Annotated in this window: 22 protein-coding genes and 1 pseudogene; 15 read left to right on the forward strand and 8 right to left on the reverse strand. The window is 68.9% G+C overall.

What is annotated here, in order from left to right; translation table 11 throughout:
• Positions 1-584: 584 nt before the first annotated feature.
• Entirely contained in the window at positions 585-1328 is a 744-nt protein-coding gene (locus EKO23_RS15475) for a class I SAM-dependent methyltransferase (RefSeq protein ID WP_134718880.1), read from the forward strand.
• A 197-nt stretch (positions 1329-1525) separates the two neighbouring features.
• Entirely contained in the window at positions 1526-1864 is a 339-nt protein-coding gene (locus EKO23_RS15480) for a hypothetical protein (RefSeq protein ID WP_134718882.1), read from the forward strand.
• Between the two features lie 56 nt (positions 1865-1920).
• On the opposite strand, the gene EKO23_RS15485 is transcribed toward EKO23_RS15480, so the two are convergent.
• The 3 genes from EKO23_RS15485 to EKO23_RS15495 form a co-directional block, all read right to left on the reverse strand.
• Positions 1921-3717, reverse strand: coding sequence for a histidine kinase N-terminal 7TM domain-containing protein (locus tag EKO23_RS15485; protein ID WP_134718884.1), 1797 nt, complete (start codon positions 3715-3717; stop codon positions 1921-1923).
• 188 nt (positions 3718-3905) lie between these two features.
• Positions 3906-4319: a hypothetical protein gene (locus EKO23_RS15490; protein ID WP_134718886.1), complete on the reverse strand. Its 414-nt coding sequence runs from the start codon at positions 4317-4319 to the stop codon at positions 3906-3908.
• Positions 4320-4438: 119 nt separating this feature from the next.
• Complete coding sequence (locus EKO23_RS15495) at positions 4439-5140, reverse strand: hypothetical protein (RefSeq protein WP_134718888.1); 702 nt, start codon at positions 5138-5140, stop codon at positions 4439-4441.
• A gap of 542 nt (positions 5141-5682) precedes the next feature.
• Here EKO23_RS15495 and EKO23_RS15500 point away from each other — a divergent pair.
• Positions 5683-6252: a dihydrofolate reductase family protein gene (locus EKO23_RS15500; protein WP_134719014.1), complete on the forward strand. Its 570-nt coding sequence runs from the start codon at positions 5683-5685 to the stop codon at positions 6250-6252.
• 133 nt (positions 6253-6385) lie between these two features.
• Here EKO23_RS15500 and EKO23_RS26710 read toward each other — a convergent pair.
• Together EKO23_RS26710 and EKO23_RS15510 are read right to left on the reverse strand one after the other, a co-directional pair.
• Positions 6386-7039 (reverse strand): annotated as a pseudogene (locus tag EKO23_RS26710) (helix-turn-helix transcriptional regulator); the annotation flags it as partial.
• Positions 7040-7381: 342 nt separating this feature from the next.
• A complete protein-coding gene (locus EKO23_RS15510; protein WP_134718890.1) occupies positions 7382-7660 on the reverse strand; it encodes a hypothetical protein in 279 nt (92 codons plus the stop codon).
• A gap of 620 nt (positions 7661-8280) precedes the next feature.
• Here EKO23_RS15510 and EKO23_RS15515 point away from each other — a divergent pair.
• Positions 8281-8694, forward strand: coding sequence for an ATP-binding protein (locus EKO23_RS15515; protein WP_134718892.1), 414 nt, complete (start codon positions 8281-8283; stop codon positions 8692-8694).
• Between the two features lie 94 nt (positions 8695-8788).
• On the opposite strand, the gene EKO23_RS15520 is transcribed toward EKO23_RS15515, so the two are convergent.
• Positions 8789-9073, reverse strand: coding sequence for an ANTAR domain-containing protein (locus EKO23_RS15520; protein ID WP_134718894.1), 285 nt, complete (start codon positions 9071-9073; stop codon positions 8789-8791).
• Positions 9074-9729: 656 nt separating this feature from the next.
• On the opposite strand from EKO23_RS15520, the gene EKO23_RS25865 reads away from it, so the two are divergent.
• From EKO23_RS25865 to EKO23_RS15570, 10 genes are all read left to right on the forward strand, one after another.
• On the forward strand, positions 9730-10602 hold the full coding sequence (locus tag EKO23_RS25865) for an MEDS domain-containing protein (protein ID WP_134718896.1): 873 nt from the start codon (positions 9730-9732) through the stop codon (positions 10600-10602).
• A gap of 111 nt (positions 10603-10713) precedes the next feature.
• Positions 10714-12606, forward strand: coding sequence for a molecular chaperone DnaK (dnaK, locus tag EKO23_RS15530; protein ID WP_134718898.1), 1893 nt, complete (start codon positions 10714-10716; stop codon positions 12604-12606).
• Between the two features lie 5 nt (positions 12607-12611).
• Positions 12612-13160 (forward strand): nucleotide exchange factor GrpE, encoded by a 549-nt coding sequence (locus tag EKO23_RS15535; RefSeq protein ID WP_175582703.1) that lies wholly within the window; start codon positions 12612-12614, stop codon positions 13158-13160.
• Complete coding sequence (locus EKO23_RS15540) at positions 13160-14137, forward strand: DnaJ C-terminal domain-containing protein (protein WP_134718902.1); 978 nt, start codon at positions 13160-13162, stop codon at positions 14135-14137. The genes EKO23_RS15535 and EKO23_RS15540 overlap by 1 nt, the downstream gene beginning before the upstream one ends.
• Positions 14134-14454, forward strand: a complete 321-nt coding sequence (locus EKO23_RS15545) for a chaperone modulator CbpM (protein WP_134718904.1) — start codon at positions 14134-14136, stop codon at positions 14452-14454. The genes EKO23_RS15540 and EKO23_RS15545 overlap by 4 nt, the downstream gene beginning before the upstream one ends.
• On the forward strand, positions 14445-17081 hold the full coding sequence (clpB, locus tag EKO23_RS15550; protein WP_134718906.1) for an ATP-dependent chaperone ClpB: 2637 nt from the start codon (positions 14445-14447) through the stop codon (positions 17079-17081). The genes EKO23_RS15545 and clpB overlap by 10 nt, the downstream gene beginning before the upstream one ends.
• Positions 17078-17530, forward strand: a complete 453-nt coding sequence (gene trxA / locus EKO23_RS15555) for a thioredoxin (protein ID WP_134718908.1) — start codon at positions 17078-17080, stop codon at positions 17528-17530. Before clpB ends, trxA begins: the two co-directional genes overlap by 4 nt.
• An 89-nt stretch (positions 17531-17619) precedes the next feature.
• Positions 17620-17805 carry a UBP-type zinc finger domain-containing protein gene (locus EKO23_RS15560; RefSeq protein ID WP_246051119.1) on the forward strand — a complete coding sequence of 62 codons (186 nt, stop codon included), beginning with the start codon at positions 17620-17622 and terminating at the stop codon, positions 17803-17805.
• Positions 17783-19450, forward strand: coding sequence for an FAD-dependent oxidoreductase (locus tag EKO23_RS15565; protein WP_134718912.1), 1668 nt, complete (start codon positions 17783-17785; stop codon positions 19448-19450). The genes EKO23_RS15560 and EKO23_RS15565 overlap by 23 nt, the downstream gene beginning before the upstream one ends.
• A gap of 43 nt (positions 19451-19493) precedes the next feature.
• The gene (locus EKO23_RS15570) at positions 19494-20117 is read left to right on the forward strand and encodes an NADPH-dependent FMN reductase (RefSeq protein ID WP_134718914.1); all 624 of its coding nucleotides are present in this window, start codon (positions 19494-19496) and stop codon (positions 20115-20117) included.
• 23 nt (positions 20118-20140) lie between these two features.
• Here the strand turns inward: EKO23_RS15570 and EKO23_RS15575 are convergent, their stop codons facing one another.
• Both EKO23_RS15575 and EKO23_RS25870 read right to left on the reverse strand, forming a co-directional pair.
• Entirely contained in the window at positions 20141-21244 is a 1104-nt protein-coding gene (locus EKO23_RS15575; RefSeq protein ID WP_134718916.1) for a hypothetical protein, read from the reverse strand.
• Positions 21245-21357: 113 nt separating this feature from the next.
• Complete coding sequence (locus EKO23_RS25870) at positions 21358-21804, reverse strand: hypothetical protein (RefSeq protein ID WP_217702647.1); 447 nt, start codon at positions 21802-21804, stop codon at positions 21358-21360.
• 296 nt (positions 21805-22100) lie between these two features.
• Here EKO23_RS25870 and EKO23_RS25875 point away from each other — a divergent pair, with 296 nt between their 5' ends.
• Positions 22101-22373: a hypothetical protein gene (locus EKO23_RS25875; protein WP_217702648.1), complete on the forward strand. Its 273-nt coding sequence runs from the start codon at positions 22101-22103 to the stop codon at positions 22371-22373.
• The last annotated feature ends 636 nt before the right edge of the window (positions 22374-23009 follow it).

Genomic DNA, 23009 nt, shown 5'->3' on the forward strand with positions numbered 1-23009 from the left:
CTGCACAGCGACCTCCTTGGTCCGGGCCGGCGGCCCACAGGACGACCATGACCTGCCGCCGGGCTGCGCAGATGAGGACTTGATGAGAATCGGGCTTCCGTCGTCAGGTCTCGTCGTCCTGGACAACAGCAACGGTTCCCGGTCGGCGAACGCGTGTCAATCAACCTGTCGAGCAACCTGTCGAGCGATGCGCGCTGGTCGGTCACCGTCGACGATCTGCCGGGTGATCGCGAGGCCCAGGCCGTGCCCGCCGCCGAGGTCGCCCGCGGAGCCGTTGTCCGGCTCGTGGCCAGCTCGTCGTCGGTGCCGCTGGGGCGGTGGGCGAGTCCAGTCGCTCTCTGCTTCCGGCGAGGGATGACTCCCTCCGGTGAAACTCGGTCAGACCCACTCTTGCCTGCGACTCGGCCGCAACGGCGGTCTTCCACTTCTCAGGGTCCGCGTCGCGACCGGCGGCGCCAATGCGCTGGTTGGGCCATTGACGCAGCCCACCGTCGGGGGGATCGCCGATGCCGTCGCGAACGCGATGACGCACCATGGGGTAGCTCCCCTCCCACGAAGGGGACCGAACCCGAGAGGCAGTGCGTATGTCGAGGGTGCAGCTGTACGACACCATCGGGGCCACCTACACCGTCACCCGGCGGACCGAGCCGCGCATCGCGTCGCGGATCTGGGCTGCGCTCGACGACGCCCGGACCGTCCTGAACGTCGGGGCGGGCACCGGCTCCTACGAGCCTCCCGACCGCGACGTACTCGCGCTGGAACCGTCGGCACTCATGCGTTCCCGGCGCCCGGCGCACGCCGCGCCGTGCGTGGCCGGATCTGCCGAGAACCTGCCGTTCGACGACCAGTCCTTCGACGCGGCGATGGCCGTGTGCACGGTCCACCACTGGCAGGACCCGATCGCCGGCCTGCGCGAGATGCGGCGCGTCGCTCGCCGCGTGGTGGTGTTCCTGTTCGACACCAGAGACCCCGGCCAGTTCTGGCTGACCCGCGACTACCTCCCCGAGTTCGCCGGCCTGAGGAGCTGCAGGATCCTGGCGTCGCTGACCGAGCTGGCCGGTGCCATCGACGCCCGGACCGAGCCGGTGCCCGTCCCGTGGGACTGCGCGGACGGCTTCTTCGAGGCCTACTGGCGCCGGCCCGAGGCGCACCTGGACGAGCACGTCCGTCGCGGAGTGTCGGTCTGGACGGAAGTCGGGCCGGACGTCGAGCGGAGAGTCGTGCACAGCCTCCGCGACGACCTCGCCTCAGGACGGTGGGCCGACCGCAACCGCGACCTCGTGGGGCTCGACGCAGCCGAGCTCGGCGCTCGCCTCCTGATCGCCTGACCCCGCCACGGCCCCGGACCACTCCGCGGCCTCGAAGATCGCCATGCGCGGGCGTGCGGTCGCCATGGCGGCCCCCCGAAACGGTCGTCGTCTGGCCGTGAACCGGACCGGCCGCTCAGGCGTACGCCGGCTGCGACGGTGGAGGTGTGCGCTCCAACGTCGTCGCCGTCGTCGCGGAGCAGTCGTAGGGTTGCTGCATGCCCGAACCGCAGGACCACCCCATCGCCTACACCGCGCTCCAGCCGGGCACGCCGGTGCAGACGAGTGGGGGGCACCAGTTCGCCACGGTGCAGGCCGTGCTGGTCGACGAGAAGGTCTCGGTGTTCGACGGCATCGTCGTCCTGACGGCGGAAGGTACGCGGTTCGTCGACGCCGATCAGATCGGCACGATCTACCGCACCTACGTCCGCACGACCCTCTCCGTGGAGCAGGTGGCCGACCTTCCCCAGCCCGACGGGTCGAACCTGATCGACGTCAAGCCGCCGAGGTCGATGGGCCACCGGTTGGGTCGCATGTTCGGTCGAGGCAAGCGTTAGCACCTGCGCGCCCGCAACCGGCGGCGGTGCCAGGGCCTGGCAGTCCTCGCCGGCGTTCATCCGATCTCGCCGGACCGACTCGGGAGGCAGGGCTGAGACTGGATGAGCAGGAGTGCCAGGTCATCAGTGAGCTCGTCGCCGTGGAAGGCGCGGACCGCAGCGACCAGGTGGCCGGCCTGGTCGTCGAGGGGTTCCCCGGAATGTTCGAGCAGCACCGAGGAGACGCGATCGACGCCGAACATCTCGCCGGCGTGCCGTGCCTCGACCAGGCCGTCGGTGAACATGCACAGGGTCTGGCCCGGTGCGAGCAGGATGGCGCTGTCGTAGAGGTCCACCGAGTCGAGGAGCCCCAGCGCGGAGCCGAGGCGACCCACCGGCTCGACGGTGCCCCCGCGGTCGAGGACCAGCGGCTGGTGGTGCCCGGCCAGGGACAGGGTCACGGCCAGACCTTCCGTCGTCGGTCGGCCGTATCCGTAGACCAGGGTGCAGTGGCGCTCGTCCTCGGTTGCCACCAGCAGGCGGCTGTTGACCTCGCGCAGGGTGTCGCTCGGGGAGCGAGCGGGATCGGCCAGAGCACGCAGGGTGTACCGCGCGGCTGCGCTGACGGCCGCCGCCTCGGCTCCCTTGCCGCTCACGTCTCCGAGCACGAATCCCCACGTTCTGCTGTTCAGTGCGAAGACGTCGAAGAAGTCGCCCCCGACCTCGGTGCCGTCTCCGGCGGGTTCGTATCGACTGGCCAGCCGGCAGCCGGGCAGGTCGGGCAGGTTGCTGGGGACCATGCTGGCCTGCAGGGCCGCGGCCACCCGGGACTGCTCGTCGAGAAGTCGCTGCAGCTCCTGCCGGTCCTTGACTCGCTGGGTGATCTCGCGCAGGACCACCAGGTCGCCGGCCGGTCTGCCGGACGGGTCGGTGAGCGGCTGGTGGAGCACGTCGAACGTGCGGGAGTCTCCGTCTGCGGAGAGGGTGAGCTCGGCACGTGCCCCGAGGATCATCGCCTGGTCCGGCAGGTCGGGCAGCAGGTCGACGAGCGGCCGTCCGATCACCGCGCCGCGCGCAGAGCGCATGACTGCGGTACCGGCCGGATTCACGTCGACGACCCGTCCGAACGCGTCGAGCACGAACACCGGGTCTGCCATGTGGTCGACGACCGCGCTGCGGGCCATGGGACTCAGGTTGACCAGGCGCTCGCGAAACAGGCCCCACACGAGCACCGCGCCGGTGACGATGAAGGCGAAAGGGGTCAGGTCGAGATGCGCGAACCAGCCGACCCCGAAGTTGTGGAGGAGGTTGGCTGCCCAGGGCAGCAGGGCCGCCACCACCAGGACGGCGGCCATCCTCCGGTAGTTGCGTGCCAGCCTGGCCATACGTGTGAGGAACAACGCCGTGGCACCGAGCAGCACGAGATTGTTGTAGACGAGGTTGACCCAGAAGACCGGTCCCACGGCGATGATGGGCAGGTCCTCTCCAGCGCTCGAGGACGGGTAGTGGCGCACCAGATCGTGGGTGGCCGGGACCGCGAGCACGGTGAGAACGAGGGCGGGTTCCACGGCCAGGAGGCCCAGGAGGCGGTTGGTCACGAGGTCACCGCGACCGATGTACTGCAGCACGAAGGTCAACCACACCGGCGCAACCAGGCACACACCGACGTACTTGAGGTCACCCCAGTGGCTCTTGGTCGCGATCTCCTCGGTGGACAGCTCCGCGGCGTACGCGAGCCCCCACCAGGCGACTGCGATCAGGAGCATGGCGAGGCTCCACCCCGTGGACGTCCGCCGCCGCCGCGCGACGTACCCGGCCAGCACGGCCAGGATCAGTCCTGCCGCGGCCATCAGCAGCGCGAACAGCGTCAACACGCCCGAGCGTCCCTCCTGCGACGTCGTCGATCCTCCAACGAGCGTCGACACCCATCACGCTAGCCGCGCGAGCACACCCGGTCCGGTGTTTTCGCCGGATTGTGACGGGGGCGACGCCGCCTGCTCGGTGGCTCGTGATGCTCCGTGCGGCTTCTCGGCGATCACCTAGTGACGGCGCTCCTTGCCCCTCAGGTCGCGTCCGCCAGGTATCGCCGTGGTCGGCCGAGATGACCAGCCGGAGGTCTCGGGCCACGTCGCTGTCGTCGAACTGCTCTTCGGCGCAGGAAGCCTGTCGGCGCGATCTTCAGGGCGCGGTACCGCCCGACGGGTAGCCGCCAGCTCTTGGTCCTCCCAGAGGAGTCGATCCAGACGGCGGCGCCCTCGCCGAACCCCGCGTCGACGTACCACGTCGCGAGGACGTCGCCCGAGGGAAGGACCGCGTAGGACTCGAGGGCGGCCGCGGGGGAGTGCAGAACCGCCTCGGCGCCGCTCTCCTCCAACCCTCGGATCGACGTCGGCGTGGACGACGCGGCCGACGGGTCGGGGTCCGCGCCGTCGTTTCCGGTGCAGGCGGCCAGGACGAGCACGACGCTGGTTGCCACGGTCCTCCATGCGGACTTCCAGGCTGCGGGTTCGACCCGTCCTGGGCCTGCTCCGCTCGCCTGCCGACGTGGCGGAGTCAGCTGACAGTGGTGTATCCCGACCGAGCACCGCGCCCACCTCAGTTGATCCGCGGGACGGGGAGGGAGCATCCGGGCGCGCCGCCCTCCCGTAGCGGCGAGACGAAGACCGTCGGCCGGATGTCGAAGAGCTCCCCGCCGCGCAGGAGGTGCACCTTGTAGCCCGCCCCGATGCCCACGAAGGTGCGGATCCGCCGGCCGGGCGGGGCGTAGACCTCGTCGGCGCTCGACCCACCCCAGGTGTACTGGTCCGCCACCCGTCCCCAGTGGCGGTCGGGTCCGTAGGGGTCGCGGTACCGGGTGGGGACACCGTCGGCCCACAGCGACCCGCCGAGGCTGACGTCCAGCAGGTCGTCGGTGTTGTTGTCCACGGTGATCTGGACCCACCAGTCCCGGCCTGCCGCGGTGGGCTCCCACCACACGGCGTACCCCGCGCTGACCTTGCCGCGGTAGCGACGGCACGCTTCGAGCGAACGGCGCAGCCACCCGTCGCGTCTCGAGCTCGTGGGGCCGCTGGCCCACGCCTCGTAGCGGTCCACGAGCTGTGCGTACTCCGCCTGGCTCAGTGGGGTGCGAGTCATCCGTAGCCCGGCCCGGAGGAACTGTCGCGCGGGCTGGGGGATCGTTCCGCAGCCGCCGCGGAGGTTCTCGCGCACCGTCCGGAGGTGGTACGCCAGCGATCGCGTGGCTCCGGGTGCCTCGCCGGACAGGGAGGCAGTGACCCGGTCTGCGGTCTGCCTCATCCGCCACTCCAGGTTCTCGAGCGCCCGATCCTGACGTTCCCGGCACCGCCGGTCCTGGGGCGTGGGTTCCGACGGGCTCGTGTCGGGGACGGTGCTGGTCGCACGCGGGGATGTGATCGAGGCGGTTGGCGTGACGGTCTTCTCAGCGGCCTTGTCAGCCGTCCGGTCCGCGTCGCTGCAGGCCGCGGTGAGAAGCAGGGCCGCGACGATGGCCCCTCCTGCCCTGTGGCGTACTCCGTGATTCACAGTCGCCCCCTCGAGATCGGGCGTTCAACGTCAGCGTGGCAGCCGCACGCGCGCCCTGCCATGCCCCGTTCGGGCCTGTGGCCTCACCGGGCGTCCGGCGGTCGATACCGAACGGGTGACCGGGCCCGCCATGGAGGGGCGCCAGCGCGGCGGGCGGCGGCGCGGAGGGTGCGGCGTGGGCGCGCGCCACGACGGTGTTGAGCAGGTGGGATCGAGCGCCGATGGGAATGCCGCCGGCAGTCGTGTGGGTACGGTCCGGTGAAGACGCTCTGCGCGCATCAAGGGAGAGCAACGAGATGAGATCACTTCGATACTCGATCAACGTCACACTCGACGGCTGCTGCCATCACGAGGCAGGGCTCCCCCCGGACGAGCAGTCGATGCGCTACTGGACCGCTGAGCTGGAACGAGCCGATGCCCTGCTGTTCGGTCGGGTCACCGACGAGATGATGGAGTCGGCGTGGCGGCAGCCGGCCACGGGCACGTGGCCCGACTGGATGGGTGAGTGGGATATCCCGTTCGCCGAGACCATCGACCGGGCGAAGAAGTACGTCGTGTCGAGCACGCTGAGCGGGGTCGATTGGAATGCCGAGCTGGTGCGGGGCGACGTGGGACAAGCGGTTCAGCGGCTCAAGCAGGAGCCTGGCGAGGGCCTGTTCGTGGGTGGCGTGACGCTCCCCCTGGCGTTGGCAGATCTGGGACTGATCGACGAGTACGTGTTCCTCGTGCAGCCGGTCCTTGCCGGACACGGGCCGACGTTGCTCGCCGGTCTGCGCGAGCGCATCCAGCTCGAGCTCGTGGATCGCCGTGAGTTCCGGTCGGGGGCGATCGCGCTGCGATACCGGCCCGCGCGAGCAACGGCTTGACGTGGTACGTCCTGGCACGTGGGCCGTCGACGCCTCTCACGCGTCGTCGAACCAACCGTCCGCGTTCAACCGGCTCCCCAGCTCGATCCGAGGGCACGTAGTGCCGGAAGAACAGGTCAGCCGCCAGCTCCCGTCGCGACCGCACGCCGGTCTTGTCGAACACCGACTTCAGGTGGTCCTGCACGGTGTACGGCGAGAGGTAGAGCTGTCTGGCTATCTGCGCGGTGGAGAACCCGAGCAGCACGAGCTCCACCACCTGCCGCTCGCGTTCGGACAGCGAGTACGCATCCAGCGCCAGCGCAGTCAGGTCATGCGGGGCGGCGGGCTCGATGGACACCGCGACCCGATCCCCAAGCGCCCACCCGGTGAGGTTCACCCAGGTTCCGGAGTCTCCTGACCCGTGGTTGGCACCGCCATCGGGGTGACCTCGTCGAGTCGGAGCAGTCGAGCCAGGTGCACCGCGTCCCGCGCGTCGGTCTTGACCCGTTGGGCCGCGCTGGGGTCGCACGTGGAGCCAGATCAAACGAAGAACGACCCCTGACCGTGGCAGACGTTGAACGGTGTCTTCGCTGGTCAGGCCTGGCCTTCTCCGCGCATGGGCGGCACAGCGAGTCGCGGGTCGACCCGCACGGAATCGCCACCTGCTGCGTCTCACCGGTCTCCCGGTCCCGACCACGCGCAGCACAGGCCGAACGCAGACGCCATTCTTCTCCGCGTACTCGGCTGCAAAGCCCGGCGACAGCACTGGGTGTGAAGGCCGGTCGAAAGAGGCTTCCCGAGGTGCCATGAAGCAACCGTGCCACGTATCGCAGACGGCCGAGATCAGAGGAAGGGAAGGCCCTTTCAGTGCACCTGGACGCAGGTGAGTGCAAGGCGGTGCAGGGGCGTTGCCGTCAGTGACGGATGCGCGTTCGAAGTCGTTGCCGAAACGTTATCGATGCTCGGCTGGGCTCCCGGGCGCTCAGCGCTGCGGGCAACCTATTCCTTCTCAGCCCGATCAGCGCTCCTGCCAGGCACACCTGACCGCTCGAACTCCCCGGCACCCAGCAGTCGTACTCCGAGCAGTGGCCGGTTTCGGGAATCACGGTGCCCAGGGCTTGGGGATGGAGCCACCGTCCCCCGACCGTGGTCACAGGCGACGCAGGTTGCTCCCGCAAAGAGCTCGCAGCAGCTGGATCTCAAGTCTCATCTTGGGTGGCAGCGGCCACCCGTGCCGATCAAGGGCGCTCGCGTATGCCTCCAGTGCGTTCAGCGATGCCTTGCGGGCCTTGAGCAAGTAGTCGGCCCTGCCCGGCACGAGGCGTTGCGCCTCGTGTTGTGCCGCGCGCGTGCGCCGAACCTCCGCGAGGAGGGCCGGGAACTCGTCCTGACCGCGCAACTCGATGTTCTCCGGCACCGGATCGCCCACAGCGACCGCCTCTCCCCACCGGTGAGGTCAGCCCAGGCTGGGAGCGGCGTCGGCACGTGGTGAATAGCTGCACCCTACTCCGCCCAGCTTGATTCCGGGCTGGATCCGGATCGGGGTGGGGCAGGGATCGAAGGCGTTGGGCGGTCCCCGTTTCCCTGCAGGACCTGGGCCTGAGCGCCCCTCACGTAACGGCAGCACCGTCAGAACCCGACGCCACCAGCACCCAGCACTTCCGTGGAGCGATCGGCTACGTCCGGCCCTCTGTGCGGCCCTCGTGTTGCTGGATTCGCCTCTAAGAGATCAAGGCGCCGGCTCCGCCGGCTCACGGCCTGCGGGCGGCGCTGGCGCGCCGTCCTCGGCATGACAGCACCTCCGGCGCGATCTCGTAGACCCGGGCACGAGGGCCGCGGGAAGTGCGACCAGCGGTCATGGCAGGCGTAGTCTCTTCCCAGGCCGAGAGTTCCTCGTGACCCGCCGCCCAAGGCGAATCCGTTCCCGGTTGAAGTCACAACGAGCGTAGGACCGGCCATGGCCTGCTCATCACCGTGCTCGTCGGGGGCGACGGAAGGTTCCATCGCGCGATGGCGCTGCGCGAGACCGCGAGGACGAAATAGGTCCTGATGGATAAGGGCTGGTCACATAGGGGCGAGTTCGTCGCCGCGCTGAGCAGTGTCGCCGGGGCCCGCGCCTTCGTCGGCACGCACCTGATCACCCACGAGCTCGCGAACCTGCTCGACGACGTACAGCTCGTCGTCAGCGAGCTCACCACCAACGCGCTGCTCCACGCAGACTCACGTTTCACCGTGACCCTCGAGGGCAGCACCGGGCTGGTCCGTCTCCGGGTGTTCGATCGGACAACTGCCAGGCCGGTCCCCGGAATCGCCCGGGCCACCGACACCGGCGGCCGTGGGCTGGCCATCGTCGCGGCCGTCTCGAGGTCGTGGGGCGTGCTGTACGACGACGAGGGCGGGAAATCGATCTGGGCTGAGTTCTCGACACGAGGGCAGGGCCGGGCGCACGTCGGCCCGGGCTGAGGTAGCTGGGACTGATGCGGCTCTGCGGGCAGGGACCCGGCGAGTCGGCGGCGCGGGGGGACACCGCCGCCTCGGGTCCGGGCTGCGGCGACGGTCAGGTGGGTGGGCCGGTCGATCCGTTGGTCGTTTGGTAGATGAGTGCCCTGGCCACGTCACGCAGCGGGACGTTGGTGTCCTGGGAGAACCTGCGCAACACCTGGAATGCTTCGTCGGCATCGCACTGTCGCTCGGCCATGATCATGCCCTTGGCCTGTTCGATGACCGCCCGTGAGGACAGGGCCGTCCGCAGTTGTGAGACTTCGAGCCGCAGCGCATGGGTGTCCGGCTCGGTCCCGTTGACCGGGGTGCCGTTCGACGGCGATCCAGGCGTCGGTGTCATGCTGCCCACCTCCTGAGATTCAAGAATCCTTGGACGCTCAAACCACAGCCGCCAACCCTCGTGCCGTGACGGTGAGCGGGCCGGCAGAGGCAAGGTACAACCGGATCCGGCTACCCGACAAGGAGTTGTCCAGTCCGTTCCAGGCGTGGGGCGACCAGGCGCTCGGGTACACACTGGGTACACACGCCAACGAGTAACGGCGGCTGACGCTGCACAACCTCGAAAGGCAAAGGTGCAGGTCAGCCGCCGTTTTGGGGACCAACGAGCGGGCCGGATGGCCCCGCTCACTAGATGTCGTAGTTCTGACCGTGGACCATGTGTGACCTGCGAAGACGTCGAGTCTTCAAGGCTGTGGGCCGCACGAGGGCCGCACGTAGGTTGCTCCGTTCCGGCCCGCTCGACGCACAGGGAGGACGAGGTCGACCACCTTCGATCCCTTGGCCTCTGAGGATCTTGACGGCGCGCCACGTTGTGGCGAGGGGACTGTTCCTCGACAGGCCGATCAGGTGGACTTCGCTCGCCACTCGGTGGGTCAAGGGGGGTGACCGTCATCTCGTCCTGGGCATTCGCGCAGCCAACCCGGCGCATGGATGCGACCCGTGCCAAATGCGCGTAGTGTGGAATCCCTCCCTCGGATCCGGTGAACGGCGGCCTCCATGAACGGTCTGAGCCTCGGGATCCCCGGGGTCGGGGTTGTCACGCCAGGAACCCACTTCTGCGCGCTCTACTCGGGTCCGGCCGAGCGTGACCGGTTGTTGTACCCCTTCCTCGAGGAGGGGTTGCGCCAGGGCGACAAGTGCCTGTGCCTGATCGACGATGTCGAGCCGGCGGTGGTCCGGGACCGGGCCGTGGGACAGCCCGGCCCGGAGTACTCGCGACGGTCGGCGCAGCTCGACGTCGAACGAGCATCGGACGCCTACCTTCCCTCGGGGGAGTTCTGCGTCGACGACATGATGAGGTTCCTGGCAGAGAGCGTGGACGCGGCGACCGACGACGACTTCGACCTACTGCGGGCCGCCGGTGAGATGTCGTGGGTGCTGCCCGGGCCACCCGGCTGGGACGACCTGTTCCGCTATGAGTCGGCCCTCAACCAGGTCGTCGAGCAGATGCCTGCGATCCTCGTCTGTCTCTACGACCTGCAGAAGTTCGGCGCCGACATGCTTGTCGAGGTCCTGTACACCCACCCCAAGGTCCTGCTGGACCGCACGGTGATCGACAACCCCCACTACCTGCCCCCGAAGGAGTACCCCGCCGCCAGCATCGAGGCAGCGAACCGATATCCCATGGTCAGGGTAGGTTCGGCCGGCGAGGTGGGCACGGACCAAGCGTGGGCGTCACTCACCGACGGCGAGCTCCGCGTCGTTGCGGGTGTGGCTGAGGGGATGTCCAACCGCAGCATCGGCGAGGAGCTCTACCTCTCCCGCCATACCGTGGACGCCCATCTCAAGCACGTCTACCTCAAGCTTGACATCCACTCGCGGGTCCAGCTGACCGTGCTGGCCCTGCAGCACGGCTTCCCCACCAACTAGCCCGAGGCCGGTCCGGCCCGATGGTGAAGAAGCACCCGTTCACGGGATGCAGGTGGCCCGGGCCCGGGCGAAGCATGGCCATGACACACGCTTCCGGCGAATGGAGTGGTCATGGGCAGGGCAGTCGGCATCGACCTGGGAACGACGAACTCGGTGATCGCGGCGAACGAAGGTGGGCAGCCGCAAGTCATCCCCAACGTGGAGGGCAACCGGACGACCCCGTCCGTGGTCGCCTTCCTGGAGAACGGCGAGCGACTCGTCGGCCAGATGGCCCGGCGACAGGCGATCCTGAACCCGAAGGGGACGATCTACTCCGCGAAGCGTTTCATCGGCCACAAGTACGACGAGGTCAGCAGCGAGATGAACACCGTCTCCTTCGACGTGGTCGCCGGTCCCGAGGGCGCGGCGCGCTTCCAGGTCAACGGCAAGCTCTACGCACCCGAGGAGATCTCGGCGCAGGTACTCCGCAAGCTGGTCGACGACGCCGGGAAGTTCCTCGGCGAGCGGGTCACCGAGGCGGTCATCACCGTCCCGGCGCACTTCAACGACGCGCAGCGTCAGGCCACGAAGGACGCCGGCAAGATCGCCGGGCTCGAGGTCCTCCGGATCATCAACGAGCCGACGGCTGCCGCCCTCGCGTACGGGATGGACAAGCTCGAGAACGAGACCGTGCTGGTCTTCGACCTCGGTGGCGGCACGTTCGACGTCAGCATCCTCACGGTCGGGGACGGCGTGGTCGAGGTTCGATCCACGGCCGGGGACACGCATCTCGGCGGCGACGACTTCGATCGACGCATCGTCGACTACCTGGCCGACGAGTTCAAGAAGTCCAACGGCATCGATCTTCGCGAGGACTCCCAGGCTCTCCAGCGCCTGTTCGAGGCTGCCGAGAAGGCCAAGGTGGAGCTGTCGGCGGTCACCCAGACCGCCGTCAACCTCCCCTTCGTCACCGCTGACGCCTCCGGGCCCAAGCACCTCAACGTCAACCTGATGAGGTCCACCTTCGAGCAGCTCACGGCCGACCTCGTCGACCGCTGTCTCGGCCCGGTCAAGCAGGCCATGGAGGACGCCAAGGTCACCGCCGACGACATCGACGAGGTCATCCTCGTGGGTGGCTCCACGCGGATCCCGGCCGTGCAGGCACTGGTACGCCGCCTGACCGGTGGCAAGGAACCCAACATGACCGTCAACCCGGACGAGGTCGTGGCCATCGGCGCGGCCGTCCAGGCGGCGATCATCAAGGGCGATGTCAAGGACGTGCTGCTGCTCGACGTCACGCCCCTGTCGCTGGGTCTGGAGACGATGGGTGGGGTGATGACCAAGGTCATCGAGCGCAACACCACCATCCCGGCCCGACGGACCGAGATCTTCAGCACCGCGGAGGACAACCAGTCCGCCGTCGACGTCGTCGTGCTCCAGGGCGAGCGGGAGAGAGCGGCCGACAACCGCGTGCTGGCCAGGTTCCGGCTGGAGAACATCCGCCCCGCGCCGCGCGGGGTGCCGCAGATCGAGGTGACCTTCGACATCGACGCCAACGGCATCCTGCACGTGTCGGCGCGCGACAAGGACACGGGCGCCGAGCAGCAGGTGACCATCAGCGAGACCTCCACGCTCAGCCAGGAGGAGGTGGAGCGGATGATCAAGGACGCCGAGACCCACCGTGGTGAGGACGCCGCCCTGCGCGAGCGGGTCGATGCCCGCAACGAGCTCGACTCCGTGGCCTACCAGGTGCGCAAGGCCCTCGACGAGGCCGGCGAGTCGGTGGCCCAGCACGACCGGGCTCGTGCCGAGATGTTGGTCGAGGAAGCCAGGCAGGCCGTCGAGGGTGACGAACCCGTGGACCGCCTCCGCGCCCTGACCGGCGAGCTCCACCAGATGAGCCAGGTGCTCAGTGCCGCAGCCCGGGGTGGCGGTGGGCCGTCGACCGGGTCGGCGAGCGCCCCCGACGAGATGTCGGACAGGGATGACGACGACGTCATCGACGCCGAGTTCACCTCCCACTGATGGCCATGTCCGACCACGAGGCACCGACGTCCGAGGCTCCCACGAACAGGACCGGAGGCGACGAGGTGCCGGCGAATGATGCCCCGAAGCAGGGCGACGAGGCACCCGAGCGCGTCGACCAGTCGCGCCAGGTCGCCGAGCTGGAGGACGCGTGGCGGCGTACGGCTGCCGAGCTGGACAACTTCCGCAAGCGTTGCGCGCGCGACGTGGTCCGCGGCCGCGAGCAGGAACGGGCGGCCGTGGCCACCAGCTGGCTGCCCGTCCTAGACAACCTGGAGCGAGCCCTCGAGCACGCGTCGTCCGATCCCGACTCCGTGGTCGAGGGCGTCCGAGCCGTGCTCGCGCAGGCGGTCGGCGTCCTGGCCGACCTCGGCTACCCGCGTCGCGACGACGACGGAAGGGCCTTCGACCCCGCCGTGCACGAGGCGGTCAGCACCGTGTCCGGTGAGGGGCTGACGCCCGGCACCGTGGCGCAGGTCGTGCGCCCCGGCTACGGGCCTGATGACAAGCTCCTGCGTCCGGCCGCGGTCGTGGTGGCCACCAGGGCATCCTGATGGCCAAAGACTTCTACGAGGTCCTCGGGGTCTCCCGCGATGCCGACCCGGCCGACATCCAACGCGCCTATCGCAGGCTGGCGCGCCAGAACCACCCGGACGTCAACAAGCACTCCGAGGCGGAGGAGCGGTTCAAGGACATCGCCGAGGCCTACGACGTGCTCTCGGATCCCGAGCTGCGTCGCCGCTACGATGCCTTCGGCGAGGACTTCCGGCGCGTCCCTCCCGACACGGATCCGGCCGCCTGGCGCCAAGCCCGAACCTACGCCGACGCCGGGGCAGGCGCGCGTGGCCGCTGGTCGTCGGGGGCCGGCCCGTCGGGCGGTTTCGGAGCCGGCGACTTCGGTGACGAGATCGACATCGAGGACCTGCTCGGCGGGATCTTCGGCGGCCGGGGGCGCGGCGGTCGGGGCCGGGACGGTTGGGGACCGGGACCGGTCCCGGGCTCCGACCACGAAGCCGAGGTGGAGGTCTCGGTCGAGGAGGCGTACCACGGCACCGAGCGCAGCTTCACGATCAGCGGTCCCGACGGCCCCCGCACGCTCGACGTCACCATCCCGGCGGGAGTGGTCGACGGGCAGCGGATCCGGCTGCGCGGTCAGGGCGGCCCTGGCAGTGGCTCGGCGGCGGCCGGAGACCTGTACCTGGTGGTCCGGATCGCCGACCACCCGCGCTACCGGGTCGAGGGTCGCGACCTGCACGCACTCCTGCCGATCACTCCCTGGGAGGCCGCCCTGGGCGCTTCGGTGTCCGTCGACACTCCCGGAGGGACCGCCACGGTGAAGGTTCCGGCAGGCTCGTCCAGCCACCGCCGCTTGCGGCTCAAGGGCCGCGGTCTTCCCCACAGACGAGGCGAGCCGGGGAACTTCTACGCCGAGCTGCAGGTCCGCGTGCCCGGGACCCTCACCGACGAGGAGCAGCGGCTCTTCGAGGAGCTCGCGAAGGTGTCCGGCTTCGACGCGAGGAGCAGACGATGACAGCGGGCACACACTTCGCCCTCGCTCGGCCCTACAGGCTCAGCCTGGACAGCTATGCACAGGTCACCGGCGTACATCCCGAGCTCGTGCGCCGCCTGGTTGCCCTCGGACTGCTGGACGTCACCCGCGACGCGCAGGGCCGCTTGTGGTTCAACCCTTCCCAGGTGAAGGAGATGGCCAGGATCCAGCGGCTGCGGATGAGCCTGAACCTCAATTACTGCGCCATCGGGCTGGTCGTCGAGCTGCTCGACAGGATCGCAGAGCTGGAGAAGGCACAACGGCGTACGTCACGACGAGGAGGCGCTCCATGGACATGAACAGACTGACCCAGAAGTCGCAGGAGGCCCTGCACGACGCCCAGACCAAGGCGCTGCGCTTCGGTCACGTGGAGGTGGACGGGGAGCACCTGCTGCTCGCACTGCTCGACCAGGCGGAGGGCCTGGTCGCGCCACTGCTCGCCCGGGCGGGGGCAGACCCGGGCCGGCTGCGCGAGGAGCTCGAAGCCGAGCTCGGCCGGCGCCCGCGGGTCACCGGGCCGGGCGTGACGCCCGGACAGGTGCACATCACCCAGCGGCTCTCGCGGCTGCTCGACACGGCCGACCGCGAGGCCCGGAGGCTCAAGGACGAGTACGTCTCGGTCGAGCACCTCGTGATCGCCCTGGTGGAGGAGGGCTCGGGATCAGCCGCCGGGCGGCTCCTCCACGCTCAGGGACTGACCCGGGACACGTTCCTGGCCGCACTGACAGAAGTGCGCGGTCACCAGAGGGTGACCTCGGCGACCCCCGAGGGAACCTACGAGGCACTGGAGAAGTACGGCCGCGACCTCGTCGCGGCGGCGGAGGCAGGCAAGCTCGAGCCGGTGATCGGCCGGGATTCCGAGATCCGCCGGACCGTCCAGATCTTGTCTCGCAAGAGCAAGAACAACCCAGTCCTCATCGGCGAACCCGGGGTTGGCAAGACGGCAATCGTCGAAGGTCTGGCCCAGCGGATCGCCGACGGCGACGTGCCCGAGGGCCTGCGGGACAAGACCGTGTTCGCCCTGGACCTGGGGGCGCTCATCGCCGGGGCGAAGTACCGCGGCGAGTTCGAGGAGAGGCTCAAGGCCGTGCTCAACGAGGTGCAGAGCGCCGAGGGACACATCCTGCTGTTCGTCGACGAGCTGCACACCGTTGTGGGTGCCGGTGCCGCCGAAGGTGCGATGGATGCCGGCAACATGCTCAAGCCCCTGCTCGCCCGCGGCGAGCTGCACATGATCGGCGCGACCACCCTGGACGAGTACCGCACGCACATCGAGAAGGACGCAGCCCTCGAGCGCAGGTTCCAGCCGGTCCTGGTCGACGAGCCCGACGAAGAGGACGCGCTCTCGATCCTGCGTGGGCTGCGCGAGCGGCTCGAGGTCTTCCACGGCGTGAAGATCCACGACGGCGCCCTGGTGGCAGCGGTGACCTTGAGCCACCGCTACATCTCCGACCGCTTCCTGCCCGACAAGGCCATCGACCTCGTCGACGAGGCCTGCGCGATGCTGCGCACCGAGATCGACTCGATGCCGGCCGAGCTCGACGAGCTCACCAGGCGGGTGACCCGGATGGAGATCGAGGAGGCGGCACTCTCCGAAGAGGAGGACGCCGCGAGCAGGGCCCGCCTCGAGGAGCTGCGCAAGGAGCTGGCGGACGCGCGGGCCGAAACCGATGCCTTGCGCGCGCAGTGGGAGGCCGAGCGGTCGGCGCTTCGCGAGGTGCAGTCCCTACGCCAGGAGCTGGAACAGGTCCGGCTGGAGAGCGAGCGGGCTGAGCGCGAGTACGACCTCAATCGAGCGGCGTCCCTGCGACACGGCCAGCTGCCGGAGATCCAGCGGCGGCTGGAGGCGGCCGAGTCCCGACTCGCCGGCAAGCAGGGCGGCCGCCGGCTGCTGCGCGAGGTCGTGACCGCCGACGAGATCGCCGACATCGTGTCGCGCTGGACCGGCATCCCGGTCACGCGCCTGCAGGAAGGGGAGCGCGACAAGCTGCTCCGCCTCGACGAGGTGCTCCACGAGCGTGTCATCGGCCAGGACGAGGCGGTCCAGCTGGTGGCCGACGCCGTCGTCCGCGCACGCTCAGGCATCAAGAACCCCCAGCGGCCCATCGGGTCGTTCATCTTCCTGGGCCCCACGGGCGTCGGCAAGACGGAGCTGGCCAAGACGCTGGCCGCCGCACTGTTCGACACCGAGGAGAACATGGTCCGGATCGACATGAGCGAGTACCAGGAGCGGCACACCGTCAGCCGGCTGGTCGGAGCGCCCCCCGGCTACGTCGGCTTCGAGGAGGGCGGCCAGCTCACCGAGGCCGTGCGTCGCAAGCCCTACTCGGTGGTCCTGCTCGACGAGATCGAGAAGGCCCACGTCGACGTCTTCAACACGCTGCTCCAGGTGCTCGACGACGGCCGCCTGACCGACTCCCACGGCCGGACCGTCGACTTCCGCAACACCGTGCTGATCATGACCTCCAACATCGGCTCGGAGTACCTGCTGGAGGGTGTCACCGCGGGCGGCGAGGTCAAGGACGACGCGCGCTCGATGGTGATGCGCACCTTGCAGTCGCACTTCCGCCCGGAGTTCCTCAACCGTGTCGACGAGATCGTGATGTTCAAGCCGCTGACGCTCGCCGAGATCGAGCGCATCGTCGACCTCCAGCTCGAGGAGCTGCACGAGCGGCTTGCCGACATGCGGATCACCCTCGAGGTCACGGCCGCGGCGCGTCGCTTCATCGCCGACCAGGGCTTCGACCCGGCGTACGGCGCCCGCCCGCTGCGACGGCTCATCTCCCGCGAGGTGGAGACCCAGGTCGGCCGGGCGCTGCTGCGCGGCGACGCGGCCGACGGAGGCGCGATCTCGGTCGACGTCGCCGACGGGAAGATCATGGTGACTGCGGCCGGCAACCCGTCAGAAGGGCGGGCTGTGGCATGACCGCGACCACCCAGAGGTCGACGAAGGTCGAGTGCATCAACTGCGGGGCCAGGAACCGCGTTCCGGCGGTTGCCGAGGGCACGCCACGCTGCGGGAAGTGCAGTACTCCGCTGCGTTGGGTGGTGGACGCGAACGACGACGAGTTCCACGCCGTCGTGGACGAGTCGAGCTTGCCCGTGCTGGTCGACGTGTGGGCTCCGTGGTGCGGCCCCTGCCGGATGGTCAGCCCAGCCCTGGAGAGGCTGGCCGGGGAGCTGGCCGGCAACCTCAAGCTGGTCAAGGTCAACGCCGACGACAACCCAGAGGTGAGCCGGAGGTTCGAGGTCCGGTCGATCCCGACGCTGGTCCTCCTCGACCACGGCACGGTCGTCGACAAACAGATCGGCGCCCTTCCGGAGCACCAGCTGCGCTCGTGGCTCGAGTCCAAGCTGCCGACGGGGGCGTCATGACTGCCAACCCGACGCGCGTCGGGGCCGACCCGCACCTCGGAATCATCCGGTCCGTGCCGCCACCCGCCCGGCGCGCGTGCGCGGAGTGCATGCGGCTCGGTACCCCGTGGGTGCACCTGCGCCAGTGCCTGACCTGTGGCCAGGTCGGCTGCTGCGACTCGTCACCGATGCGACACGCGCGCGCTCACGCTGCCACGACGGGTCACGTGGTCGTGCGTTCGATCGAGCCGGGGGAGAACTGGAGATGGTGCTATGTCGACGAGCAGTTCGTCTGAGCTCGAGCTCGAGAGCCTTCGCGAGACCCCCGACACGACCGGCGCCTATCCCCGCCTCACGGACGAGCAGATCATGCTGCTCTCGCAGTACGGCGAGCGGAAGACGCTGACCAAGGGCACCATGCTGTTCTGTGCGGGGGACCGCGACTGCGCCCTGTTCGTCGTCCTGGACGGCAGGGTCCGGGTCGTCCAGGAGGAGGGCCCCGGGGGAGCGGCGCGAGTGCTCGCCGTCCACGGGCGGGGTCGCTTCGTGGGTGATCTGTCGATCCTGACCGGCCAGGCCGTCTACGTCACCGCCGTCGCCCAGACCGACGTGGAGGTCCTCGAGGTTCTCTACGACCGGCTCAAGGAGGCGGTGACCCAGGATCAGGCGCTGGGAGACTTGATCCTGCGCGCCTTCATCCTCCGACGCAACATCCACGCCGACCTCGGCGCCGGCCTCCGGATCATCGGCTCCCGCTACTCGGCCGACAGCCGACGGCTGAGGGACTTCGCGAGCCGCAATCGCATCCCGTGCCGCTGGGAGGACGTGGAGGAGGATCCCGAGGCAGAGGTCACCCTGCGGGCGTTCGACATCCCACCCGACCAGACCCCCGTCGTGATATGGAAGGGGCAGACGGTCCTGCGAAACCCCAGCACCACCGAGCTCGCCGACCTCATCGGGCTACGAGCGGCGCCGAGCCGGGCGGCGTACGACCTCGTCGTGGTCGGCGCAGGCCCGGGCGGACTGGCCGCGGCGGTCTACGCCGCATCCGAGGGACTCTCGACGGTCGTCCTGGACGCGCTCGCCACCGGCGGGCAGGCGGCCACCTCGTCCCAGATAGAGAACTACCTGGGCTTCCCGGCCGGTATCACCGGGGCCGAGCTGGCCGACCGCGCCGTGGTGCAGGCCCGAAAGTTCGGCGCCGTCTTCAGCATCCCCGGCGAGGCGACCTCTCTCACACAGGCCGACGGCTATCACGTGGTGGGGCTGGCGGAGGGGGACTCCCTCGTCGCACACGCCGTGCTCGTGGCCACGGGTGTGCGCTACCGACGGCTCGACATCCCGGGGATGGACCGCCTCGAGGGCAGCAGCGTCTACTACGCCGCCACGGAGTTCGAGGCCCGGTTGTGCCGACAGGACCCCGTCACCGTCGTGGGCGGCGGCAACTCTGCGGGCCAGGCGGCCTGCTTCCTGGCCCGTCGTTCGCCGATGGTCAACCTGGTCATCCGACACGACGACCTGGCGAGGGACATGTCACGCTACCTGGCCGACCGCGTCGAGCAGTCGCCACGCATCAAGATCTGGCGCCACAGCGAGGTGTGCGAGCTCATCGGGGAGGAAGCACTCCAAGAGGTGCTGGTGCACCACCTCCAGTCGGACGAGGAGCACCGCGTCGCGACGACAGCCCTGTTCGTGATGATCGGTGCGGCCCCCCACACCAGCTGGCTCCAGGGAGAGATCCCGCTGGACGCGAAGGGGTTCATCCTCACCGGGCCCGCGGCCGACGGCTCCGACGGCGTGTTCGAGACCCGCCGCCAGGGCGTGTTCGCCGTGGGCGACGTACGCAGTGGCTCGGTCAAGCGCGTCGCCTCCGCCGTCGGCGAGGGCTCGGTCGCGATTCGCCACGTCCACCAGTTCCTGGAAGCCGAGGGACGTCGGTGAGGGGTCGGCGCCCGCCACGAAGCCACGAAACCAGGAGGACTACATGACCACCTACAAGGTCGGCTACTTCGTCGGAAGCCTGTCGTCGACGTCGATCAACCGCATCCTGTCCAAGGCCCTCATCCGGGTGGCCCCGGACGACCTGGAGTTCAGCGAGATTCCCATTGGCAACCTGCCGCTGTACAGCCCGGACTTCGACGACGACTACCCGCCTGAAGCCCGAGCGCTCAAGGAGTCGATCGCTGCCGTCGACGCCATACTCTTCGTCACCCCCGAGTACAACCGTTCCATCCCCGGAGCGTTGAAGAACGCGATCGACTGGGCGTCCCGACCCTGGGGACGAAACTCCTTCGACCACATCCCCGCCGCAGTGATCGGAGCCTCCATCGGCCAGATCGGCACCGCCATGGGTCAACAAAGCCTGCGCGGTGTGCTCAGCTTCTGCAACGCTCGCCAGATGACCTCACCCGAGGCCTACATCCAGTACTCCCCAGATGTCTTCCAGGACGACGGCGAGGTCACCAACGACTCCACCAGAGAGTTCCTCCGCGCCTTCATGGCCGAGTTCCGCATCTACATCGGCATGGTCCTGACCGTCCTGCCGCGCCGACAAGAGACGGGCGACGACGCGCAAGGCGAGCCCAATGGCAAGGATGACGGCAGCTAGGAACGATGACCGACGGATCGAGCTCACTCCCGGGAACCAGGTGCGGTCCCCGGTCGCCCCTTCCGCACGTCCTGACGCGATTCCTGTCGGTACGTGTAGGCGGCGGCCCGGACCACGTCGTCGCTCTCCAGACCCGCCCCGAGAGCGCCGCCCAGTGTTGCGAGAGAGCTGGTGAGCCACGCCAGCTTCAGGTAGTCGCCAATTCGCACGGCATGCCCGATCCCCTCCTCGAGCAGCTGTCCAGGCACCAGGACCGGTGAGGTCACGAGTGCGAGCAGGAGCAGTGCGACGTAGAGGAAGAGCACACCCAGGACGACCGTTGCCGCGGTAGCCAGGTTGAAGAGGGTTACCTGCTTGCGACCGACCGGATGCGACGTGTGCTCCCACAGACCGGCGCCCGCGATCAACGCGACCGTGATCCCGGCGAGAGACCCCATCGCGATCGCCGAGAGTCGGATCCAGCCGAGCGAGGCGCTCAGCTGCCAGATGTCGGGGGTGACGAGGGCCAACACCGCCGTTGCCAGAGCGGCCGTCAGCGCTCTCGAGAGTCCGATCGCAAGTCGCCACGGCTGGTTGGCCCGGATCATCCCGATCAGTAGTCGCAGGTTCCCACTGAGGACTCTCGCGGTGAACATCACGCTGCCGTCCCTGCCCGGCTGCTGGCTCCTTCCGAGCTCGCTGGCGCGGCGCCCGAGACCAGCGGCACGGCCCGAGAGGGCGTGGTCCGCCGTGTCCCCCAGCAAGGTGCGCACGAGCCCGACGACCGTGTCACGGGTGCGTCTACGCAGTCCGATGGCGCCGAGCGCCGGTAGACACACGACAGCCACGCCGTGCAGAGGACTCGCGTGAGCCACCACCGGTCGCCGGTGAGCCTTCAGCGGCAAATCGGTGAGACAGACGACCAGATCCCATTCTTCCGTCAAGAGCCGGTCCCGTGCCGCGGCGACGATGGCTGCGTCGTCGGAAGGTGGATACACGAGGGCGTCAACCACGGTGGATACTCGCCACTGGACGGTGGGTAAGTGGTAACTCAGCTCGGCGTGCAGGTCGTCGGCGAGCATCGATGCAATCTCGGTGGCCGACCCCGGAGCCGAGACGATTCCGATCGTCACCTCATTCGTGCTCATGGGGAAGCGGCCGGGCTGCGCCGATGGTGTCGACCTTCGTGCGTCATGGTGCGAGTGTCGGATCAACGCGCTGCGTGAAGCAAGAGACGGCTCCCTTCTCGCGATCGCTACGCTCACCGACGGTCTGACCGACCCCGGTCCGAGTTTCGTTGCCGCGCGAGACGGTGGCGACGCTCCTCCTCGCTCTTTGAGTACGCGGCCGCGCGGATCGCCTCGTCCGATTCCAGGCCGCTGCCGAGGCCCCCGCCGACGGTCGCCGCCGACGCCACGAACCAGGCGAGCACGAAAAGATCGCCATAGCCGAGGGAGGTCTGGAGGTAGCCGCCCATCACGGCGGGGTCGAGGACGAACAACGCCCAGACCAGGTTCACGACGTAGAGCGCCAGGTAGCAGATGAGCACACCAGCGGTGAGAGTCACCAAGGTCGAGATGTTGTAGAGGCGCGATCTCTCCCGAGCCTCGGGGGAGCTGTCGTAGGGGTGGTCCCACAGGTCGCCGTCGATGACGAGCCAGGCGACGACGACACGACGGAGGCGATCGTCGCGACCAGAAGGCGCCACGAGGACAAGGACCCTGCCAGTAGCCAGACCGTGGAGTTGATGGTGGCGATGGCTCCGGTTGCCAGTGCCGCGACGAGTGCGGACTTGAGTCCGGGCACGAGGAGCCATGGTCGGTTGGCGAGGACCATCCCCGCAAGCAGTCGCCAGCGGCCTCCGAGGCGGGGGAGTGGGACTCGGTGCTCGTCCTCGGAGGCAGGGTCGGCCATGCCGCCGACGAGCGTGCGCACTGCGCGGCGAGTGCGTGCGTGCATCCGCAGTCCGCCGAGCGCAGGCAGTGACAGCACGGCTGTCCGCTGTTGGGGGTCAGCTTCGATGAGGAGATACCGACCGTCGTCGTCGCGAATGGGAAGCTCGGTAAGCCCGACCACGAGGTCCCACTCATGGTGGTGAGCCTGGTCGCCCAGACGCGCCAACGCGGCGTCGACATCCTCGGAACCGGTGGTGAACGGCTCGCTGACTACCTGGATGTCCCAGGCGCCGTGATGCTCGCCCTTCGGTGGGTCGAGGTCCTTGATCCGGTGCGCCATCTGGGTGGGCGAGGCCGGGTCAGCCACGAGACCGACATGTAGGGGCTTCATGGTGCACATGTACCCACGGCGCTCGCGCAGACGCGTGAGCCCACGACCTGAGGTCTGCTCGTCTGGCGGTAGCTGCTCAAGCCAAGTGTTTCGCGGGCAGTGCCGACGGACCAGGTACGACTCAGATGTGCCACATCTGATTTTCCAAGCCGCCGTCTGGGCCGCGCTGGGGCCGCACGTGGAGTCAGACCAAACGAAGAACGACCCCTGACCGTGGAAGACGTTGAACGGTGTCTTCGCTGGTCAGGGGCCGTTTCTTCACCCTCTGCGCGGCTTGGGCCGCAGGTACATCTATGCGAACTCAGATGTCGTAGTTCTGGCCGCACATGGGCCTGAACTGGACAAACACATGACGTGAGGCGCCTCGGGCCGCATCGGGGCCGCGGACCGCCGCTGGCGCGCCACCCCTGTCGAGGGGGTAACCGGGGAGCCGTGAACTCATCGCGTCTGCGGATGTCGCCGTACTCGATGACGCGGTGGACGTAGGTCGGGATCACCCACGGTGCACCTCGTGCACCGCCTGCCGGGCCAAGAAGCGGCGCCAAGGAGCGAGCTCGGCAGGGGGCAGGATCAGCCTCGTGAATGCTCCGTTGTGGCTTTGCCGACTACGTGGAAACGCAGGTCAGC

This window comes from Nocardioides guangzhouensis, from assembly GCF_004519545.1.
In the GTDB taxonomy this organism is placed as follows: domain Bacteria; phylum Actinomycetota; class Actinomycetes; order Propionibacteriales; family Nocardioidaceae; genus Nocardioides; species Nocardioides guangzhouensis.

Bases quoted from the DNA above. Each gene is read 5' to 3' on its own strand.
- EKO23_RS15575 (WP_134718916.1), bottom strand. From the start codon at position 21,244: ATGAGCACGAATGAGGTGACGATCGGAATCGTCTCGGCTCCGGGGTCG.
- dnaK (WP_134718898.1), top strand. From the start codon at position 10,714: ATGGGCAGGGCAGTCGGCATCGACCTGGGAACGACGAACTCGGTGATC.
- EKO23_RS15520 (WP_134718894.1), bottom strand. From the start codon at position 9,073: ATGACACCGACGCCTGGATCGCCGTCGAACGGCACCCCGGTCAACGGG.
- EKO23_RS15570 (WP_134718914.1), top strand. From the start codon at position 19,494: ATGACCACCTACAAGGTCGGCTACTTCGTCGGAAGCCTGTCGTCGACG.
- EKO23_RS15480 (WP_134718882.1), top strand. From the start codon at position 1,526: ATGCCCGAACCGCAGGACCACCCCATCGCCTACACCGCGCTCCAGCCG.
- EKO23_RS15565 (WP_134718912.1), top strand. From the start codon at position 17,783: ATGTCGACGAGCAGTTCGTCTGAGCTCGAGCTCGAGAGCCTTCGCGAG.
- clpB (WP_134718906.1), top strand. From the start codon at position 14,445: ATGGACATGAACAGACTGACCCAGAAGTCGCAGGAGGCCCTGCACGAC.
- EKO23_RS15495 (WP_134718888.1), bottom strand. From the start codon at position 5,140: ATGAGGCAGACCGCAGACCGGGTCACTGCCTCCCTGTCCGGCGAGGCA.
- EKO23_RS15540 (WP_134718902.1), top strand. From the start codon at position 13,160: ATGGCCAAAGACTTCTACGAGGTCCTCGGGGTCTCCCGCGATGCCGAC.
- EKO23_RS25865 (WP_134718896.1), top strand. From the start codon at position 9,730: ATGAACGGTCTGAGCCTCGGGATCCCCGGGGTCGGGGTTGTCACGCCA.
- EKO23_RS15560 (WP_246051119.1), top strand. From the start codon at position 17,620: ATGCGGCTCGGTACCCCGTGGGTGCACCTGCGCCAGTGCCTGACCTGT.
- EKO23_RS15545 (WP_134718904.1), top strand. From the start codon at position 14,134: ATGACAGCGGGCACACACTTCGCCCTCGCTCGGCCCTACAGGCTCAGC.
- EKO23_RS15515 (WP_134718892.1), top strand. From the start codon at position 8,281: ATGGATAAGGGCTGGTCACATAGGGGCGAGTTCGTCGCCGCGCTGAGC.
- EKO23_RS15535 (WP_175582703.1), top strand. From the start codon at position 12,612: ATGTCCGACCACGAGGCACCGACGTCCGAGGCTCCCACGAACAGGACC.
- EKO23_RS15475 (WP_134718880.1), top strand. From the start codon at position 585: ATGTCGAGGGTGCAGCTGTACGACACCATCGGGGCCACCTACACCGTC.
- EKO23_RS15500 (WP_134719014.1), top strand. From the start codon at position 5,683: ATGAGATCACTTCGATACTCGATCAACGTCACACTCGACGGCTGCTGC.
- trxA (WP_134718908.1), top strand. From the start codon at position 17,078: ATGACCGCGACCACCCAGAGGTCGACGAAGGTCGAGTGCATCAACTGC.